We start from the raw sequence: 19,691 nt of genomic DNA on the forward strand, positions 1-19,691 counted from the left end.
GTGCGGGAGGGGGTCGGGGACGAGAGCCGCTGTTGGATGCCGTTGGCATCCAAGGCGCTCCACTGGATGCGAAAGGCAATCCGCTTTTTGTGTCCGAACTCGCCACGTCGTTTTTGAAGCATCTTACAGCGATGGGCAATTGGAAGCGGGGCTTAGAGCCTGTTGTGCGCGGCGGAACGTGGCCCGGAAAGCGTTCGTTCACGGACTTTCTTTCCCGGGCAGTGGAGCCGCGCTACAGGCTCTTGGTCCCGATTCCAGGATCACAGCCCAAAAAAGGCGTTTTTGCCTACTTTTGTCGCCTCGGACAAAAGTAGGGCGCTGCAAGAGCGCAACACTTCAAAAGGATATAGAGCCTAACCCTCACCGCGAATGCGCTCCTTATCAAACAACAACCCCACCCTGGAGGGGATACGCACTCATCACCACCGCGAATGCGCGCACACCCTCCCTCCAACAAATTCAACAAACCATCCCCACAACCCCTTACAACGCCGAACAATTGGTCCCGAAGCCTAGAGCCTGTCTCAGGCGGCGAAGCGTGGCCCGATTGAGTCCACAAGGTGGACAATCGTTTCGGGCAGCGAAAGCCGCCTACAGGCTCTTGGCGTCGGGGCCAGGATCACAGCCCAAAAAAGGCGTTTTTGCCTACTTTTGTCGCCTTGAACAAAAGTAGGGCGCTGTATGAGCGCAACACTTCAAAAGGATATAGAGCCTAGCTTCCACCGCGAATGCGCTACGAACAAAACACTCGCCCAAAACCTATGCTGAAGGCTGCCGTCCCGAAAAACCGAAGAACCTAATCCAACAAAAAAACACCATCCCCATTGCCCCTTACAACGACCGACAATTGGAACCGAAGCTTAGAGCCTGTCTCGGGCGGCGAAGCGCAGCCCGATTGAGTCCACAGGGTGGACAGTCGTTTCGGGCAGCGAAAGCCGCCTACAGGCTCTTGGCTTCGGGTCCAGGATCACAGCCCAAAAAAGGCGTTTTTGCCTACTTTTGTCGCCTCGGACAAAAGTAGGGCGCTGTAAGAGCGCAACACTTCAAAAGGATGACGAGCCTAGCTTCCACCGCGAATGCGCTACCAATCAAACAAATTTCAACTCTTCATATGGAGAACGCGTTCATCACCACCGCGAATGCGCTACGTCATCAACAAAGAGCACCCCCCGAAGGAAATGCGAGCCTAGCCCCGCTGCGGATGCGCTCCGAATCAAGAATGATCCCGCAACCGGGAAAGCCACTCGCCGCGCACCCCGCGAAGCGGCGACAAAAAGCCTTGAAAGGGAGTCCAGAGGGGAAACTTTTGAAAAATTTTCCCCTTTGGCCGCCAGAGGCAAAAACTACAAGGTATCGAGGTAGTCGAGCTTGGCCAGCAGGTCGGCTTCGAGGAACTGCTGTTCGGCGAGCATGGCGGCCTTGATGGCGGCGGGATCGTGCATGGTCTGCATCTTGTACTTGTTGCCCAGCGCGTTGCCCTCCTCCTGCATGGAGGTTCGGGAGGCGGCCCCGGTGCGCTTCTTGTGGCGAATGGTCAGGTGGCCCTGATAGACCGGGAACAATCCGGCCTCGCACAAACGCAGATCGTGCTCCATGTCGTCGTACTGGGACGGCGAGAGCTGGATGGCGAAATCGCCGGAATCGAGCAGGGTTTCGGTGCGGAAGAGATGACAGCATCCGGTGACCGAGGCGCAGGGGCGCAGGAAATCGAACAGTCCGCTGTCCAAGGTCTGAATATGCAGGTCGGACAGCTTGAACGGATTGGGAGCCATGCGCGCAAGGTCCGTCGGGCTTCCGGGGCCGGCCAGCAGATGAGTGTCCGCATTCTGGATGAGCAGGGGATTGGAATGGTCCACCACCTTGCAGCCCCATACGCCCGCGTCCGGATATTCGGCCACGGCCGCGCCGAGCAGCAGAAACCAGTCTTCAGGCAACTCCACGTCGTCATCCAGATAACACACAAATTCGTGCGTCCGAACCGCATCCATGTGCAACAGCCAGTTGCGGGCCGGGGCCGCCCCGATGTTCACGGGCAGGGTCACCACCGTGAACCGACCCGCTCCCCATTGGTCGGCAAACCGCGATTCCCATCCGGCCAAAACCTCGCCTGTGCAGTCAGTGGACCCGTTGTCCAACACAAAAACCGACGCATCGCCGAGATCTGATGCCAAAAGCGAAGCCAGGGTCGCGTCCAGTTCGTCCGCCTTGTTCCAGGAATAGAGCAGGATCGCCGCAGAACCCGGCACCGGCTGCCGCGCCTTTGCCACGCCCTTGAACAGATCATGGGCACGCAAGGCCAGGCTCACGTCCCAGGGTCTCTGCCTCAACGTTGCAAGCAGTTGCCCGACATTCGGATCAGCTTTTGGAGAAAAATACGTTTTTGCCACAGACTTTGCAGGATAAATTACTTTTTCGACACCTGAAACAGTGTCGAAATCAAGAACTTCGGAAACAAAAACAGAGTCGCCCTCAACCGATCCGACCATCATTGCTTGCTCACGCCAAAACAAATTGTCGGGCTGTTCTGCCACAGCCTGCCGCAAAAACCGGCTTATTTCCGAGTACTCACGCCCGGCCAGAAGATGCAAAAACGCCTCAAGGTCATCCGGTCGGCGCCAGTGGACGGCCAGGGCGTTCAGTCTGTCCAGGGTCTCCGGGGTCAAAAGTGGTCGGGCCGGGCCCGAGGCCAGGAGTTCCCGAGCCACCCCCCCGTCAAGGGGGTGCTCCCTGACCACGTTATGCAGGGCGTCGGCAGCCACGGGCACGAGCGCCGCAGCGCCCGAACGCAAACACCAGTCCGCCACGTCGAGAAGATGGCCCTTGCCGGTGAACCCCAGGCGCAGCTTGACCTTGAGTTCTTCCGGCAGGGATCGCCAGAATCCGGTCAGAGAATCAGTGTCGGCCCTGGTCATCCTGATGTTCCTCCGCGCCCGTACAGGAGGCCACGGTCTCCACCGGTAGCGGCTCAAACAGGGTTTCACCCATATAGACGCGCATGAGATTGCGCCCCTTGGCTTCAGGGGTGAGCAGCGTGCGCACCACCTTGCGCCCTGCGCAACCCATGTCGAAGCGCTTACCCGGGTCCTCGGCCAGAACGAGCATCTTCTCTGCCAGACAAGCGCTGTCCTCCGAATCGCACAGATAGCCGTTGACGCCGTCACGGACCACTTCGGGAATGCCGCCCACGCGGGTGCAGACCGCAGGCACGCCCAGATCAAACCCTTCGAGCAGGGTGTTGGGCAGACTTTCCATGCGCGACGAGACGACCTGCACGTCCGCGAACCTGAGGGCATCGAGCACGTCGGCGTGGGGAATTTCCCCTTCATTCCGGTATCTTTCCCGCACAGCCGGGGTCAACAGGGCGTCGAACTTGTCAAGCTTGTCAGGGGTCACGCCGACACCGACGAACTCCACGTCCCGGACTCCGCTCCGGCAAACCTTGTCCGCAGCCGCGAGAAAGACGTCGAACCCTTTGATGTCCGCGGAGTTGCCGATGTAAATGAAACGCGTCCCCCGCTTCTTTCGGGGCTTGGGGTCGCCGAAATCCGGACCGGCATAGGCGTTGTACACCACGTTGAGCCGTCCCTTACCGACCCAGTACCTGCGCAGCACTTCGGCACACTGGACGGAATTGGCAATGACCCCGTTGGCCAGTGCAGCCCAAAGAAAGAATACGGCGTTGGGCCGGGAGATGACGCCCCTATTGATGAACAACTTGCATTTCGCGCCCATGAGCCGGGCCAGCACGCCCATCTTGTACGCCCGGTTATGAAAGGTGTGGACCACGTCGATCCCCTTCTCCTTCACCAATTCCTTGAGGAATTTTCCAGCGCGGCGGTATTCATTGAAGCGGTCATAGTGGATGACTTCCACGTCCAACCCTTCCAATGCGGAATTGATGGCCGTATCCGGAGTGACGAGCGCATACACCTTGACACCCATGGCGGCCATGGCCCGGATGTTATTGACCATCTGGCGGCTGCCGCCCGAAAGCTTGTTGGAATCCGTGGCGTACAGGACCGAGTTGATTTCCGGCCGCTTGGTATAAAATTTGAAGCATATTCTGGCCGCCGGAGTGGAGCCATACATCTTCAGGCGCATACGCAGCCACTTGGCATCCTTGTTCCTGCCCACGCCGAGTCGGTTCAGACGAAACGGGTTCGTGCCCTCCTGGTTCGGCCCGCGCTCCAAGGTAAACGCGCCCGCATAGCCTGCGTTCTTGAGTTCGGCCTCGGAGGCCTTGTCGAACTGCCCCCACGGCCAACAGAACAGTTGCTCGTCATACCCGTTCAGGGCCTGAATACGCTTGAAGCTCTTGGCAAAATCCCGGCGGCAGAAATCAAGCCGTTCCTCAGGGGACCGCTTGACGAAACGCGGCCCGTCCAGCCCCTCGAGCCGAGGCCAGAACCCGTCGTGAACATAGGCGCTGACCGCCTTGAACGTCGGCCACCTGTCATTGTGCCCAGGATATATGGACCATGCTCCCCAATGCGCTCCCTGATCCCCCATAGCGGGAAGAGGCTTGAGGTCAATAAAGGCAGCCTGGTGTCGGCAGCCGTGGGAAAAGACCTCCATGCCCTTGGCGAGCATGGCCTTTATCTCGGATTCGTTGATAAACTGGGAGAAGTCGCCGTCCACGTGCGCAGCCCGAAACACCTGCCTCATGGGCAGCATCTCCGGCGCTGTCGCGACAGTGCGGGTGTTGCCCGGCACGGTGAAATCCGTGAGCACGAAAAATGTTCCGGTCATGTTCCGTTTTTCCAGTTCCGGCACCACGGTCAGCCAGTTGGACAGGTGACCGTCATCAAAGGTCAGGACCAGGGATTTTTTCGGAGCCTTGCGCTCCCCGCGCGTCACGGACAAGAGCTCGCGGCAGGAAATGGTCTTCCAGCCAGCATCGACAATGGCGTCCAAATGCTCGCGAAACAGTTCGGGCGTATGCCCGTCCACGTCCGAGACGTTGTGATAGCAAAAAACAGGTATGGATGTATTGATCATTATTTTCTCGTTTGCAGTGAAGCAATCGAGAAGTAGCAGATGGGGCAGACCAGGGCAAGAAAGGAAGCCGCCAACCGAGCAAAGGCGGTTTGAAAGGCCTCGGAAAACCCCACTGCATGGTTTGAGAACGCGAAACTCTTGTAAACCATCCAACTTACCGTTAATAGGTATGGTCATGTCAGCCAGAACTGTCCTTTTCATCGCGGAACCTCAGTCCGTCACCGCCATCTTTCCGACCTTGCAGAAGGCCGGATTGCAGGCCGGTCTGGCCGACAATCTCAACGGCGCCCTCGGGTTCATAAAAAAATCCAGCCCGTGCCTGGTCTTCTGCCGACCGGAACTCCAGGGGTTCGATGCCAAGGCATTCCTGCAAAAAGCCCAGGAAACCGAAGGGTTTCCGCCCGTGGTCATCTTTTCCGTGTCCGGCTCCGCAGAACAGGCCACCGAATACCTTTCGCTCGGCGCACGCGACTATTGGATCGAACCGCTGATATGGGACAAGATCAAGCTCATCCTGCCCGAGGACGAACCGGAGCCGGAACCTGTCGAGACAACACCCGCTCCCAGGCCCGCATCCGCAGTGAAGGCCGCACCGAGCAAGTACCAGATCATCGGGCGCCACCAGGCCGTACTCCGGGTGCTGGCCCTGGCCAAACAGGTTGCCGGATCCAAGGCCACAGTGCTCATTTCCGGCGAATCCGGCACCGGCAAGGAGATGTTCGCCCGGTACCTGCACCATAATTCCGACCGCACGGACAAGCCGTTCGTTGCCATCAACTGCGCGGCCCTGCCCGAGCACCTGCTGGAATCCGAATTGTTCGGCCATGAAAAGGGCGCGTTCACCGGGGCCATCAACCGCAAGCTCGGCAAATTCGAACTGGCCGACGGGGGCACCATCCTCCTGGACGAAATCACGGAGATGGACCTCGGCCTCCAGGCCAAACTCCTGCGCGTGCTTCAGGAATCCGAGTTCGACCGCGTGGGCGGTGTGGAAACCGTCAACATCGACGTGCGCGTGCTGGCCACCACCAACAGGGACATCGAGGCCACGGTCAAGGAAAACAAATTCCGCCAGGACCTCTACTATCGGCTCAACGTCATCCCCCTCACCCTGCCCGCCCTCAAGGACCGGGGCGACGATGTCCTTCTGCTGGCCGAGTTCTTCACGAACAAATTCACTGCCGCCTACGGCCTGAACCGCCTCGCCTTCACCGAAGAAGCCAAGAAATGGCTCATGGGCTACGACTGGCCCGGCAACGTGCGTGAACTCCAGAATCTCATGGAACGTGCCGTGCTCCTGGCAGGCCAGGGCCCCATCAAGCCCAGGCATTTCCTCATGGGCGACGAGCAATGGACCCCCGACGACCTCGTCGGCATCGACGCGGACCAGCAGGCCGCTTCCGAGGCCGCGCCGCCCTCCACCCCGGGCGAAGCCATGTCCGTCATGCCGCTCCACGAGATGGAGAAACGGCTCATCCTCAAGAGCCTGGAGGAGACCACTGGCAACCGCACCCGCGCCGCCGAACTGCTCGGCATCTCCGTGCGCACCCTGCGCAACAAGCTCAACGAGTACAAGAAAGACGGCTTCGAGGAATAGGGAACCACGTTCCTGGATTTGCCTTTTGGGGAAATCGAGGCTAGACAGCGCCTATGAGCTCCTCTTCGCGCAGACGGCCCAGAAAACGGGTCTGCCCACCGCCGCCGCAATGGTCCGGCCGCACCTACGTGCGCATCGACCCGAGCGACATCGGCATGTTCCGGTTTCTGCTGGAAGGGTACGACAACCTCGGCATCTTCACCGTGGTCGACAAGTTCAAGGGGATTCTCGTGCTGCGCTACAGCCCGCACCTGAGGCGGGAGGTGCAGCAATTCCTCAAGGCTGCGGCCACGGAGATGGCTGTGGAAGTGCTGCCCACGCCCTGACCGTCCACATCAAACCTGCAAGGTGTGTCCCGCCATGGAAATAGTGCTGCAAATATGGGGCGGAGCATCGTACCTCATCAATAAAGTATGCTTTTCCCGAGCTGAACGAAGCGCGACGTTTCGTGGCAATCGCTCCTGGCGCATCTGGTCATGGGGTATCTATCTGGCAGGGCTTCCCGCATGGGTCATCGTTTTCGTTTCCGAACACAACTGGATTGCCGCCGCAGTGGAATCAGGCGGGGCCCCGGCCATGACCATAGGCCTGATCATTGCGCTGCGCGGACAGGGGAATGAACCCAAGTGGCTCGACTACCTCGCCCGTTCAGCCGTATTTGTCGGGTTAGGGGCCAGTCTATACGAATTCGGGGGCATCACTACCGTCAATCAAATTCTTGAGCTTTGTATCGCCGCAGGATTCCTCATGGGCACCTATCTCATGGCCAAGGACAATATCCATGGCTATTTCTGGCTGATGCTGGGAAATGTCAGCTGCTCGGCCTTGATGGGAATTCAAAACTACTCCATTCTCATGGTGCAACAATTGATTTCACTGGTTTTCGTTGTCGACGCATACTGGACCAGACGCAAGGCGCATCCGAGATCGCGTTAGGCACGCCGGGCAAAACTTCTGGGGCGGGTCCATTTCAGTTATGCGCATTCAGACCGGACAGGCCTCACTTCAGACCGATGATGCCGCGCTGGCCGATGGTCTTGATGAAGGTGGTCACGGACAGTTCGGCCTCGCGGGGCTGGACCTCGTAGGCGTCGGTGAACTCCTGCGCGATCCGCCTGACCGACCGCACGCCGTCGATGCGCTGCCACACGAACGCCCCCATCTCATCCAGCTCCACCTGCTTGGTCATGGGCCTTTTATCCCACATGCCCACCTTCTCGGCCAGCCGTCCGAACCACGGCTTCACGGCCAGGGGGTAGGCGAGCCGCACCAGACCGTCGGGCAACGGAGTCTCAGACACCTCGGCATTCTTCACCGGGACCATTTCCAGGGCCTCGGTCCGGGATATGACCGGTTCAGGACGCTGTTTCCGAAACAAGGGCATAACTCCCGCAGATGGCGTTGAACACGGATTCGGGCGCAGGCACCGTGCCCTGCGCCGTCACTGACAAAATCGCGTTTCCCGGTTGGACCGCCCAGACCCGGCCGCTGGCGTGCACCTCACGGCGCAAGGCTCGCCGCAACAGGGAGGTCCTGACCGCACCACGCCATTCCACCCGGCCGGAATCTCCGGCCACAGCCATTTGAGGAGGAGGCGCATCCTCCATGCCCTGCCGGACCCAATCGGCCAAGGGCAGGGATTTGAGCACGACCGAAGCCGGGGCGAACCGCTCAAAGATCAGACGGGTACCCGGTCCCTTGCCCGGAGGCACCCTGCCCGACATCCTGCCGGAAGCGGGCCGCCAGTAGACCACGCGGTAATGGCCGGGCTTGAAGGAAAAGGTGTCCAGGACAAACTCGGCAGGCACCCGGCCGGCCAGGCCGAACATGGCCCAGGGCACGGTCTTGCCGACGGAGTAATCCCGCAGGCTGGACAGGGTCTCTGCGGCAACGGATTCGTCCTCTTTGTCATCCACGAAGAACTGGACCAGACAGGCCATCCCGGAACCGGGATTGTGCAGGGCCGCCCCCAATCCCCGACTGCCGTCCTTTTTCCAGAGAAAGCTCCTGGCGCGCAGACCTGACCCGGCCAGGACGTCCACAGCGCGGGTCCAGGCAGGCGGCGTCTCGGTTTCGGGTACGCCGCGCACGGCTGCTTCCCGGTTGCCCTTGGTCAACCGCTTGATGTGTTTCTCAAAGGAAAAGGAACCCTGAACCCGATTCCACTTCAGTTCGCAGGCCATCCGCCCGGAACAGGCAAAGATCAGCCCGTCGCGCTCTATGACGGCAGGCTCCCACCCGCCCGGTGTGGTCAGGCCGACCCCGTTCCAGATGAACTCAGCCATGATCAGCGGGGAACGTAGGCATCCAGGGAGCGGATCTTGGTTCTGTGCTGTTTCCGTCCCGCACGGTCACTCTTGGACATATAGCATTGGTACTCTTCGTCCATGAGGGTTTTCTGGGTCATCTTGATGGATACGCCGGGCCGGATATCCTGATCCCGGCTCCACATGAGCACCAGGGAAATCTCTTCATTCTTGTCGTTCTTGAACAGCCACTCCCAGGCAATGACGTTCTTGAAGGCGTCCCCCAGATACCTGTCCGGCTTGCCGAACAAGGTCAAATACTTGGAGTGCAGCTTGTCGAAGAGTTCCTGATCCATCTCGTAAAATTTGAGCTTGATGCGCACCAGCTTGCCCGGAGCCTTGCAGTTGCCGAAGGTCAGGCTGCCGCCGCGGACGCCGGCCATGGACTCTCCCTTGAGCAGCGCCTCAGTCAAAAAAGGGTCATCCGACACGGGTATGGCCTTGTCCAGATCGCACAGGTTCGCATACTCTTTGACATCAGCCCCAAGGGTAAACCCCGCGAGACTCTTGGGAAAACCGTCTGCGGCAAAGACCGAGGTCGCGAAAAACAGCACCAGGAAAAGAACCACCATACGCACTTTCATCATGTCTTCACTTCCATCTTTTCATATTTATGACTTGTCCACCCTGTGGACACTGCCCTATGATTAAACGAGATTCCGCCACTTGGCAAAGGGATACGCAACGTAGAGGGAAGGACGGAATGCATATGAAATCGACCATGCCCGCATGGCGACCGCTGGCCTATTATATACTCGCCGTGGCAGGCGGGACCATCTACGGCGGCCAGGTCTGACCGCTCATGGTGCAGCTCCCGGTCTGGGAGCTCGGACTGATCATCCTCATTCCCTTGGCCATGGCGTTCGGGGGGCACGCCTTTCTTCAGCGCAAATGGGTGGACGCGGCGCCGCCCATGGACCAGCCCACCTTCCAATTCAGGTTGGAACTGACACTGTTCACCGCTTCCGGGCTGCTCTCCGCATTGATACTCCTTTTTGGCTACCGCTATCCACTCTTTGAAAGCGGCCTGAAGCTGGTGCTCGGCATCTTTACGGTGGGATTATTCGCCGGACTGGACATGGCCCTGAAACGTGAACGGATGATCATCCAAAAAGCCCAGGCAGGACAGGCAACCTATCTCCTGCCCAAGGAAACGACCCCCCTTACCCGCAAATTTTCCGTCCTGGCCTCCCTGATCCTGCTCCTGATCACGTCCATCATCCTTCTGGTCATCATCAGGGATGTGAACTGGCTGGCTGAACAGGCCCCGGACTTTGCCGCCATAGACATGCTCGGTCGCTCGGTGTTGACGGAAATCCTCTTTGTCATGGGCTTCCTGCTGGTCATGGTCATGAACCTGATCTTTGCCTATACCAAAAACCTGCGCATTCTTTTCGACATCCAGACCCGGATTCTGGAAAACGTGTCCAGAGGAGACCTGTCCCGGCGCGTGCCGGTAACCACTTCCGACGAGATGGGCGTCATCGCCGGGCACACCAACATCATGATCAGCACCCTGCGGGAAGGAATGCGTATGCGCGAAGGACTGCTCATCGCCCAGGAAGTGCAGCAGCATTTTCTGCCCCGCCATCCGCCCGAGATGCCGGGCCTGGACATTGCCGGAACAAGCCTCTTCTCCGACGAGACGGGCGGCGATTTCTACGATTTCATCCAATGCGAGGCCGACAGTTGCGGCCAGTTGGCCATCGCCGTGGGCGACGTGTCCGGGCACGGCATCGGCGCCGCCCTGCTCATGACCGCCGGCCGTGCCGTCATCCGGCAGAATGCGGCCACCCCCGGATCGGCCACCGAAAACATCCGCCGGGCCAACAAACACCTGACCCGCGACATCGGCGACACGGGCCGGTTCATGACCCTGTTCTTCATGGTCGTGGACCCCGTAAACGTGCAGGCCACCTGGGTCAATGCGGGCCACCTGCCGCCCCAGTTCTACGACCCGGAAACGGACCGGTTCAGCGAACTCAAGGGCGAAGACATCCCCTTGGGCGTGGAGGCCGAATGGCATTACCACGAGCAGATCATGGATCTGCCCGGCCCAGGCCAAATCCTGCTCATCTCCACGGACGGGCTGTGGGAGGAACACAACCCCAATGGGGAGATGTTCGGCCGGGACCGCATCAGGGCGATCCTGCGGAACCACGCGAAAGAAAGCGCACAGGACATCCTGAAAAGCCTTTGTGACGCCGTCCGTGAATTCTCCGGCTCCGGCAGGCGGGAAGACGATCTGACTATTGTGGTGGTCAAGGGCGTGGAGCGGTGACCCATCCCGGCAAGCACACAAGGACGTTCCATCCAACCGACATTTCGGTTATTTTTGCACACTCATTCCTATTTATCATTGTCAGAGTCACGGGTTAAGCATATTGTCGGGAGAATGTAGTAATTCAGCGCCCTATCAACTATTCAGGATGTCCATGACCCAACCAGAACGACTCATTTCGCTTCCGTTTTCGAAGTCGCTCGAGATCAGTTTCAAGAGCCTCAAGGTCCGGTTTTCCCGGTCCATGATCACCGTGTCCAGCCTGATGCTGGCCGTGTCGTTCCTGAGTTTCGTCCTGGTGAATCTGAACATCGCCGAAGGACTGCTCGTCCACGGCGGTCCGGATGCGGCCCGGGCCCTGTCCCAGGCAGGTTATGACGTGGACCTGGCACAGGGGATCGTGGCCATGTCCGCCAAGGAGCGCTGGATCGTCATCCTCTCCCTGCTCGTCTGCACCGTAGGCATCATCAACGCCCAACTCATGTCCGTGACCGAACGTTTTTCCGAAATCGGGGTCATGAAATGCCTGGGCGCCCTGGACTCCATGATCTTGCGCCTGTTCCTCCTGGAAGCGGCCATGCAAGGACTTCTCGGTGCGACCGTAGGCGCGTTTATCGGCTGTTTATTCTCTCTGCTGACCGGCGGCATACGCTTCGGCTTCGCCACCCTGGGAGACCTCTCCCTGCTCTCCATGTTCGGTTCCGTGGGGCTGGCCACCCTCGGCGGATGCTGCCTGAGCCTGCTCGGCGTCCTGTATCCGGCCTGGCTCGCGGCGCGCATGGAACCGATCAATGCCATCCGGGCAGAACATTAAGGATAATTCCATGACAGATGAAAAACGAACCATTGTCCGCGTCATCGGCGTGAAAAAGACCTTCACCATGGGCAAGGTGGAACTCCAGGCCCTCAAGGGCGTGGACCTGGAAATTTTTGCCGGGGAATACATCTCCATCATGGGCCCTTCCGGCTCGGGGAAATCCACCCTGTTCAACATGATCGGCGGTCTGGACAAGCCCACCGAAGGCAAGGTCTTCATCGACGAGGTGGACATTTCCCAACTGGACGCCTTCGAGTTGGCCTGGCTCCGCAACCGCAAGATCGGCTACATCTTTCAGACCTTCAACCTCATCCCGGTCATGACCGCCCTGGAAAACGTGACCCTGCCCATGACCTTTGCCGGCATGAACGCAGACGATGCCCAGGACAAGGGCATCGAACTGCTCAAACTGGTCGGACTGGGCGAGCGTCACCAGCACAAGCCCCTGGAACTGTCCGGCGGCCAGCAGCAGCGCGTGGCCGTGGCCCGATCCCTGGCCAACGACCCGGCCATTGTCCTGGCCGACGAGCCAACCGGGAACCTGGACCTGTCCACGGGCGAGGAAATCATCGAACTGTTGCAGATGCTCTCCCGGGATCGCGGCGTGACCGTCATCTCCGCCACCCACGACTACAAGATGCTCAACGTATCAGACCGGGTGGTCTGGGTGCGCGACGGCCAGGTGGACCGGGTGGAGAAACGCGAAGAGCTGGACATCACCATCGGCGGCATAGGGGAAAAGCTCACCGGCCGCAAAGAGGCCGGAGCGTAACCCATGGTCCGGCGCGGGTTGCACATACTGTTTTTCATCGCCCTGACCCTGGCGATGACCGCCCCGGCCCTTGCGGACGGGAAAGACTTCCTGCATATGCTCAGCCAGATCGCCGACCGTTCGCCCGGCAGCCCCGGCGCGGCCAAGGCTGCGGACATGGTGGAAATCGAATTCAAGGCCCTGTTCCCGAACAGCGTCACCGGACGGCAGAGCTTTCACCTCCCCGTTCCCGTCAGGCACGGGGCGCAGTTGATCCTGGCCGGTTCCGGCCGGACCGAGAATCTCCGGCAACTCCGGGCCAATGCCCTGTCCCCCGGTGCCGTGGCCCCGCCCGGCATCAACGGACCGCTCATCTACGTAGGCCAGGGCCGGGTGGCCGATTTCAACAATCTTTCCGTGGAAGGATCCGTGGTCCTGATGGACATGGATTCCGGCAAGAACTGGAACAACGCGGCCATGCTCGGCGCACGCGGCCTGATCTTCGTCGGCGCGGGCGGCGACGGCGGCCTGGCTCCCAGGCCCCGGTTCGAAACCAAATTCGAGCTGACCCCGGTGGACTTTCCCATTTTCTGGATCTCCCGCGAACGGGCCAAAGCCCTGTTCGGCTCAGGACTCATCCAAATGGGACCGCACAAACTGGGCGAAGCCCGGCTGACCTCCACGGGTGCCTGGCGCAACGTACGCGGCGAAAACATATACTGCCGCATCCCCGGAACCGATCCCGAACTGTCGGGGCAGACCGTCATCCTCGAAGCTTTCTACGATTCAACCGCCCTGGTGGACGGGGACTCTCCGGGCGCAGACGAGGGCGCTTCCATCGCCACCCTCATGGACGTGGCCAAACATCTTTCCGAAAACCCGCCGAAACGGTCGGTGCTGTTGCTGGCCACCGCAGGAAAATCCTCGGCTCAGGCCGGCATGCGGGAGTTCACCTGGGCTTTGGTCAGCAAAGGCAAGCGGCTCAAGGAACGCAAGACCGAACTGGAGAAACTGGTCCTGAATACCGGGCAAACCCTGGATCTCCTGCGGTCGCCCGAGCCGCTCGACCAGAAGAAACTGGACAACGCCGACACCCAGACCCTGCTCAGGAAGGCACTCAAGTCCGTGGTTCGCAACCGTGAGGACGACATTACCGGGGAACTGATGCGCCTTCGGCTCATGGTTCAGCAGGATGCAGCCGAATCCGAAGAGGCAAAGACGGAACGAGCCGAACGGATCAAGCAACTGGCCGCAAAACGCATGAAACTGAAACGGCTGAACTGGGTCAACTCCACGGTTGACGACTTCCCCCTCCCGGACAGGGAACGATCCTTCTTGAGCGGATTCTTCCCGACTGCAATTAAGGACCAGACAGCCATTCTCGAAGATGCCACCGGCCAGCTCAAGGACTTAAGCTCCGCCAAAAAACTGCGCGACACCCTGGGCGAGACCTCCATCGCGGCCCACGTCTCCCTCTATCTTTCCAGTCACGGTTCAGGGCTGGGAGGATTCGACCAGGGGTGGCTCATCGACCTCAAGCCCGACGTCAACCGGACCGCTTTTTTCCGCCCTCTGGATACGGTCATGAAAGACGCTGTTGCCAAGCTGAGTGACGTTGCCCCCGGCACGGCCAGCCTGTTCAGGGACACCCTCAGGCCCGGCAAGCGCGCATGGCAGAGCTACCTGCCGGACAGACCCGAACTGGGCGGCGAACCCATGGCCCTGGCCGGACTGCCCGGCTTCACCCTGGCCACGGTGCACGATGTCCGACCGGTCTGGGGAACGCCTTACGACCGGCTGCAACGGGTGGACTTCAACTTCCTGGACAAACAGACCAAGCTGGCCACGACCCTGATCGAAGCGCTGGCCAATGATCCCATCTCGGATGCGGGCGAGCGCGGCCAGAACAATTTCGTGACCGTGGAAGGCCGCGCCAACCTCCTGCGCAAGGGCGAGATATTCCCGGATCGGCCCGGCACCGGCCTGGTGGTCCTGGCCTTCCAATGGCAGACCCGCAATTACGGCATGGTGGACTCTCTGGGCCATTTCCGCATTCCGGGACTGGCCAGCAAAAAAATCAGCTACCACAAGGCCGTGATCGAGGCTTTCAAATTCAATGAAGAAACCGGCCTGGCCGACTGGGCCATCGACAAGCCCAAAACAGGCAAGGACGCCTACCGCATCAAGCTCAACCGGGCCGTGCAGGCCACGGATCTGATCCTCTTCTCCTGCACCCAGACCACCCTGTTCGACATGTTCGACCCGAGGACCTTCAAGTACCTCTACCGGCCCACGCTCATCGACGGGCGCACCGAAGCCCCGCCCGTGAGCTACTGGTACAGCCGCCTGGACACCCGCAAATCCACTCTGGGCACCCTTTTTCTGGAACCGGACACGCCCATCAAGCTGACCCTGTCCGACACGGTGCTGGACAAGAAGGTCCTGCTCCTGAACGCGGACAAGAAACATCCTCAGGGACTGGGGTACATTGCCCGTCAGTGGCCGGTCATCCCCATGACCGAATTCCAGGCCGCCAGGGACATGTGGATGCTGCTCGGCCCGCGCATCGACAACCTTGAAGGGAAAGGCATCGTCAACGACCGCATCCGGCTCCTGCGCAGACTGGGCGACCAAGACCTGGCCAAGGCCATCCATTTCAAAGAGACCAGGCAGTGGGACAAATTCGTGGAATCGTCCCGCGCATCCCTGTCCAGGGCAAGCCGGGTCTACAACGATGTGGACAAGACCCAAAAGGACGTCCTCTTCGGCGTGCTCTTCTACGTGGCCCTGTTCGTGCCGTTCGCCTACTGCATGGAGCGCCTTTTCTTTTCCTTTGTCGACATCAAGAAACGCATCAGCGCCTTCCTCGGCTTCCTCGGCCTGATCATCGGCGTGATCTACACGGTGCACCCCGCCTTCCAGCTGACCTATTCGCCCCTGGTGGTCATCCTGGCCTTCTTCATCCTGGCCCTGTCACTGCTGGTGTCGATGATCATCTTCTTCCGCTTCGAGCGCGAGATGGTCGAGCTGCAAAAGCGCAGCTCCCACGTCAAGCTGACAGGCATCAGTCCCATGGCCGCCTTCAGCGCGGCCTTCGTGCTCGGCGTGGGCAACCTGAAACGGCGGCCAGTGCGGACCTTCCTGACCTTTGCCACATTGGTCATCCTGACCTTCACCATCATGAACTTCACCACGGTCAAGTCCGTACGCCAGGCAGGGTGGGCCAACTTCAGCGACCACGCCTCCTACCAGGGGCTGATGATCAAATACTTCAACTGGCAGGACATTCCCGAGGAAGCCCTGTCCGTGGTCAGAAACAGTTTTTCCGGCACGGGCACGGTGGCCCCGCGCGTCTGGTACGACACCGGATTCACTTCGGACAAATCCCGCGCCCCGCTCATCCCGGTGGCCCTTGGCGACAAAAAGGCCCAGGGACGCGGCATGATCGGCCTCTCCTACCTGGAACCGCAGGTCAGCGGACTGGATCGCATCCTGATCAAGGGACGCTGGTTCAAGGAGGGCGAGCGCCATGCCATCCTGCTGCCCCGGCGCATGGCCGAGCAGATCGGCGTGGACCTGGACGACCCCGAACGCAGCACGGTCATGTTGTGGGGACTCAAGGTGCCGGTGATCGGCATATTTGACGACGACGGGCTGCGCGACTCCCCGGACCTCGACGGGGAACCGATCACCCCCATCATTTTCCCCAACCAGGCGGCCACGCAACTTTCCGAGGTGGAGGCCGAGGCCATCGAAAACGGCGAAGACGTGGTCTCCACCGAGTCCCGTTACCAGCACATCCCCGGCTATGAAACCGTGATCATCCCGGCCGAGACCCTGCTCTCCATCGGGGCAGGCAGGCTCAAGGGCATCGCAGTCAAGCCGGACGTGGGACACAGGGTGGGCGACGATCTGGGCGACCGGTTCGGCATGCTCCTCTTCAAGGGAGGCCCGGACGGCACGTCCCTGTACTATGCCTCGGATGCGGTCAACTATTCAGGCATGGCCAACATTCTGATACCGCTTTGCATCTCCATCCTCATTGTACTCAACACCATGATCGGTTCGGTCTATGAACGCAAACCCGAGATCGCGGTCTACACCTCGGTGGGGCTGGCCCCGCCCCATGTAGCCTTTCTGTTCATTGCCGAGGCCCTCGCCTTTGCGGTCATTTCCGTAGTGGTCGGCTACCTCCTGGCCCAAACTTCCAGCACCTTCCTGGCCGGGACGCCGCTGTGGGCCGGCATGACCGCCAACTACTCTTCCACCGCAGGCGTAGCCGCCATGATTCTGGTCATCGGCGTCGTCCTGATCTCGGCCATCTATCCGGCCAAGGTGGCGGCCAACATCGCCATCCCGGACGTTAACAAGTCCTGGACCATGCCCAAGGCCCAAGGCGACGAACTGACCGTGATCCTTCCCTTCCTCATCAAGATGAAGGAAATGACTTCCGCCGGAGGGTTCCTGCACCAATACTACATGGCTCACCACGATGTTTCCCATGGCGACTTCTGCACCGATGACATGCAGTGCAACTTCCTGGACCTGGAGCAACTCGAAAACAAGGCCGAACTTCTCAGCGGCGTGAACCAGGACATTCCTCTGCCCGACGAATTGTGCTTCTCCATGGACCTGCGCGTCTGGCTGGCTCCCTTCGATTTCGGGGTACGGCAAAAGGTCAAGCTCGTATTCTGCCCTTCGGATATCTACCGAGGGTTCCGGCAGATCAAGGTCATTCTGCGCCGGGAAGCTGGCGAACTCAAGGCGTGGGAAAACCTGAACAAAAACTTTCTCAACGACCTGCGCAAGCAACTGCTGGTCTGGCGTTCCCTGGATGACGATGCAGTGCACAAGTATCATCGGGACATGAACGAAACCATGGAAAAACAACTGGGCCCCATCCCCGAGGAAGGTGCGGCATGAACGGACGACTGCGGCTACGCGCACTCCTGACAGGACTGGTCCTCGGACTGTTCTTGTGTGTTTTCACCCCGTACAATAACGCGGTCCTGGGCGGTGCACCCTTGGGCGGCGGGCATTTCCCACTGGCCCCGTTCTTCATCCTGGCCTGGATGTTCGTGGCGGATGCGGGAGTGTCCCGCCTGACCGGCAGGCCCCCGATCTTTTCGGGCGTGGAGTTGCTGGTCATCTGGTTGATGATGGTCCTGTTCACGGCCATCGGTTTCGCCGGGCTGACCGAGACCTTTTTTGTCAACATCACCGCGCCGGAACGATTCGCCAAGGACGCCTACCGCTGGACCGAAGTCCTGACCCCGCTCTTGCCCGATTCCTGGTTCCCCCACTCCTCCGAAGCGGTGACCCAATTGTTCCAGGGACTTCAGGACGGACGGGACATGTCCGTAACCGATATCCTGGCCGCCATCCCGTGGGGCGTATGGCTGCCACCCCTCGCTATTTGGTCCCTGTTCATCCTGGGCGCGTTCTTCGTCATGATCTGCCTCATGGCCCTGTTCGGCCGCCAGTGGGTGGTCAACGAACGGGTCAACTTCCCCTTGCTGCGCGTGCCCACACTCATGGGCGAGGCTCTGGACCAGAAACAGTTTATCTCCTGGTGGTCCAACCGTTTCCTGCTCATCGGCCTGGTATTGTCCGGGGCCCTGCACCTGCTCAACGGGCTGCACTTCTACTACCCGTCCGTGCCTGAAATGCCGACACTCATCCTGGCCGGGTCCTATTTCCCCAAATTCGGCCTCTTTTCCGGCTTCTACAAGCTGAAGCTCTATTTCATCCCGGCCTTTGTCGGGTTCGCCTTCCTGACCACCCGGCAGATTTCCTTTTCCATGTGGGCTTTTCATCTGCTCGTGGGGCTGCTCTTCGGCCTGCTCTACGTGCTCGGCTGGCAACTGCCGGAGGCCGCGCTCGGCACCACGCTCGGCCCTGATCTGGCCCGGCCCGAAGGCGCACAGACCATCGGGGCCTACGCCGTGTTCTTCGTCTTCCTCATATGGCTGGCCAGGCACCACCTCAAGGAGACCGTGCTCTGCTCCCTGCGCCCGGTCTGCACGGGCAGCGACGCGGACACCAACGCCACCCTGCATCCTGCAGAATGGGGACCGCCCGTATGGCCCCTGTGGGGACTGCTCCTGGGCATGATTTTTCTCATGACCTGGTGCTGGTGGTTCGGTCTGCCCCTGCTTGCCGCCATACTGCTGCCCTGCGCCTTCCTGATCATCATACTGGTCACCAGCCGATTGGTCTGTCAGGGCGGCTTGCCCTATTTCACCCTGACAGCCGCCCCTTCGGACGGCCTCATGGGACTCTTCGGCACCGGATTCTTCGGTTCCGTGGGCGTGGCCGCCGCTGCGGTCATGCAGAAAGTGCTCTTCCTGGATGTGCGCGAGGCCATTGCCCCGACGCTCTTCCACGGCTCCAAGATCCGTCAGGAGTCGAGCAACCGCAATCTGGTCCTCCTGGCCATCGGGCTGTCCCTGGTCCTGGCCCTGGCCACCGCCTTTGTGACCATGCTTTACCTCGGCCACCGCTACGGGCTGCGGGAGCTCCGCCTTGACTGGGCCACCCAGACCGTGCTGGCCAACTTTGAAAACGCTCAAAGGCTGGTGGATCAACCCGTCGGTCCCAACGAATGGCTCGTCACTTACGCCGGATTCGGGGCATTGGTCATGGGCGTGCTCATCTACTGCTACTACAAGCTGCCCTGGTGGCCGCTGCATCCGCTGGGCTATCTGGCCGCCTATTCCGCGGGCATGAAAATCCTGTGGTACCCGTTCTTCCTGGGCTGGCTGTGCAACCACCTGGTCCTCCACTACGGCGGCACAAGACTCTTCAACAAGGTACGCTTCCTGTTCATCGGACTCATCCTCGGCGATTTCCTCATGGGTGGCGTGTTCGCTGTGGTCGGCCTGTTCCACGATCAAACCTATACCGTCTTTCCCTTGTAAATCATGATGATACACGACACG

The 19,691-nt window shown here is 60.1% G+C and carries 13 protein-coding genes; 8 read left to right on the forward strand and 5 right to left on the reverse strand.

The features are described 5' to 3' along the window. Window positions 1-1,343: 1,343 nt before the first annotated feature. Both DWB63_RS13710 and DWB63_RS13715 read right to left on the reverse strand, forming a co-directional pair. A complete protein-coding gene (locus tag DWB63_RS13710; RefSeq protein WP_128329419.1) occupies window positions 1,344-2,912 on the reverse strand; it encodes a glycosyltransferase family A protein in 1,569 nt (522 codons plus the stop codon). Beyond that, on the reverse strand, window positions 2,893-4,998 hold the full coding sequence (locus DWB63_RS13715; RefSeq protein WP_128329420.1) for a glycosyltransferase: 2,106 nt from the start codon (window positions 4,996-4,998) through the stop codon (window positions 2,893-2,895). The genes DWB63_RS13710 and DWB63_RS13715 overlap by 20 nt, the downstream gene beginning before the upstream one ends. A 175-nt stretch (window positions 4,999-5,173) precedes the next feature. Here DWB63_RS13715 and DWB63_RS13720 point away from each other — a divergent pair, with 175 nt between their 5' ends. The 3 genes from DWB63_RS13720 to DWB63_RS13730 are packed head-to-tail and all read left to right on the forward strand — an operon-like array spanning window position 5,174 to window position 7,531. Next, on the forward strand, window positions 5,174-6,595 hold the full coding sequence (locus tag DWB63_RS13720) for a sigma-54 dependent transcriptional regulator (RefSeq protein ID WP_128329421.1): 1,422 nt from the start codon (window positions 5,174-5,176) through the stop codon (window positions 6,593-6,595). Between the two features lie 53 nt (window positions 6,596-6,648). Further along, entirely contained in the window at window positions 6,649-6,921 is a 273-nt protein-coding gene (locus DWB63_RS13725) for a DUF4911 domain-containing protein (protein WP_128329422.1), read from the forward strand. A gap of 34 nt (window positions 6,922-6,955) precedes the next feature. Beyond that, window positions 6,956-7,531: a hypothetical protein gene (locus DWB63_RS13730; RefSeq protein ID WP_128329423.1), complete on the forward strand. Its 576-nt coding sequence runs from the start codon at window positions 6,956-6,958 to the stop codon at window positions 7,529-7,531. A 64-nt stretch (window positions 7,532-7,595) separates the two neighbouring features. Here the strand turns inward: DWB63_RS13730 and DWB63_RS13735 are convergent, their stop codons facing one another. The 3 genes from DWB63_RS13735 to DWB63_RS13745 are packed head-to-tail and all read right to left on the reverse strand — an operon-like array spanning window position 7,596 to window position 9,488. After that, window positions 7,596-7,979, reverse strand: a complete 384-nt coding sequence (locus DWB63_RS13735; RefSeq protein WP_128329424.1) for a PqqD family protein — start codon at window positions 7,977-7,979, stop codon at window positions 7,596-7,598. Continuing rightward, the gene (locus tag DWB63_RS13740) at window positions 7,951-8,880 is read right to left on the reverse strand and encodes a hypothetical protein (RefSeq protein ID WP_128329425.1); all 930 of its coding nucleotides are present in this window, start codon (window positions 8,878-8,880) and stop codon (window positions 7,951-7,953) included. The genes DWB63_RS13735 and DWB63_RS13740 overlap by 29 nt, the downstream gene beginning before the upstream one ends. 2 nt (window positions 8,881-8,882) lie before the next feature. After that, window positions 8,883-9,488: a hypothetical protein gene (locus DWB63_RS13745; RefSeq protein ID WP_128329426.1), complete on the reverse strand. Its 606-nt coding sequence runs from the start codon at window positions 9,486-9,488 to the stop codon at window positions 8,883-8,885. A 215-nt stretch (window positions 9,489-9,703) separates the two neighbouring features. Here DWB63_RS13745 and DWB63_RS13750 point away from each other — a divergent pair, with 215 nt between their 5' ends. The 5 genes from DWB63_RS13750 to DWB63_RS13770 all read left to right on the forward strand — a co-directional run bounded on the left by DWB63_RS13750 (window position 9,704) and on the right by DWB63_RS13770 (window position 19,670). Beyond that, window positions 9,704-11,182: a SpoIIE family protein phosphatase gene (locus DWB63_RS13750; RefSeq protein ID WP_241648855.1), complete on the forward strand. Its 1,479-nt coding sequence runs from the start codon at window positions 9,704-9,706 to the stop codon at window positions 11,180-11,182. Window positions 11,183-11,336: 154 nt separating this feature from the next. Further along, complete coding sequence (locus DWB63_RS13755) at window positions 11,337-11,996, forward strand: FtsX-like permease family protein (RefSeq protein ID WP_128329427.1); 660 nt, start codon at window positions 11,337-11,339, stop codon at window positions 11,994-11,996. Between the two features lie 10 nt (window positions 11,997-12,006). After that, a complete protein-coding gene (locus DWB63_RS13760) occupies window positions 12,007-12,771 on the forward strand; it encodes an ABC transporter ATP-binding protein (RefSeq protein WP_128329428.1) in 765 nt (254 codons plus the stop codon). A 3-nt stretch (window positions 12,772-12,774) separates the two neighbouring features. Next, window positions 12,775-17,673, forward strand: coding sequence for an FtsX-like permease family protein (locus DWB63_RS13765; RefSeq protein WP_128329429.1), 4,899 nt, complete (start codon window positions 12,775-12,777; stop codon window positions 17,671-17,673). Beyond that, window positions 17,670-19,670, forward strand: coding sequence for a DUF6785 family protein (locus tag DWB63_RS13770; protein WP_128329430.1), 2,001 nt, complete (start codon window positions 17,670-17,672; stop codon window positions 19,668-19,670). Before DWB63_RS13765 ends, DWB63_RS13770 begins: the two co-directional genes overlap by 4 nt. Window positions 19,671-19,691: the final 21 nt, after the last annotated feature.

This window comes from Pseudodesulfovibrio sp. S3, from assembly GCF_004025585.1.
Classification (GTDB): domain Bacteria; phylum Desulfobacterota; class Desulfovibrionia; order Desulfovibrionales; family Desulfovibrionaceae; genus Pseudodesulfovibrio.

Coding starts and splice junctions, on each gene's coding strand:
- DWB63_RS13710 (WP_128329419.1), bottom strand. CDS start 2,912: ATGACCAGGGCCGACACTGATTCTCTGACCGGATTCTGGCGATCCCTG.
- DWB63_RS13715 (WP_128329420.1), bottom strand. CDS start 4,998: ATGATCAATACATCCATACCTGTTTTTTGCTATCACAACGTCTCGGAC.
- DWB63_RS13720 (WP_128329421.1), top strand. CDS start 5,174: ATGTCAGCCAGAACTGTCCTTTTCATCGCGGAACCTCAGTCCGTCACC.
- DWB63_RS13725 (WP_128329422.1), top strand. CDS start 6,649: ATGAGCTCCTCTTCGCGCAGACGGCCCAGAAAACGGGTCTGCCCACCG.
- DWB63_RS13730 (WP_128329423.1), top strand. CDS start 6,956: ATGGAAATAGTGCTGCAAATATGGGGCGGAGCATCGTACCTCATCAAT.
- DWB63_RS13735 (WP_128329424.1), bottom strand. CDS start 7,979: ATGCCCTTGTTTCGGAAACAGCGTCCTGAACCGGTCATATCCCGGACC.
- DWB63_RS13740 (WP_128329425.1), bottom strand. CDS start 8,880: ATGGCTGAGTTCATCTGGAACGGGGTCGGCCTGACCACACCGGGCGGG.
- DWB63_RS13745 (WP_128329426.1), bottom strand. CDS start 9,488: ATGATGAAAGTGCGTATGGTGGTTCTTTTCCTGGTGCTGTTTTTCGCG.
- DWB63_RS13750 (WP_241648855.1), top strand. CDS start 9,704: ATGGTGCAGCTCCCGGTCTGGGAGCTCGGACTGATCATCCTCATTCCC.
- DWB63_RS13755 (WP_128329427.1), top strand. CDS start 11,337: ATGACCCAACCAGAACGACTCATTTCGCTTCCGTTTTCGAAGTCGCTC.
- DWB63_RS13760 (WP_128329428.1), top strand. CDS start 12,007: ATGACAGATGAAAAACGAACCATTGTCCGCGTCATCGGCGTGAAAAAG.
- DWB63_RS13765 (WP_128329429.1), top strand. CDS start 12,775: ATGGTCCGGCGCGGGTTGCACATACTGTTTTTCATCGCCCTGACCCTG.
- DWB63_RS13770 (WP_128329430.1), top strand. CDS start 17,670: ATGAACGGACGACTGCGGCTACGCGCACTCCTGACAGGACTGGTCCTC.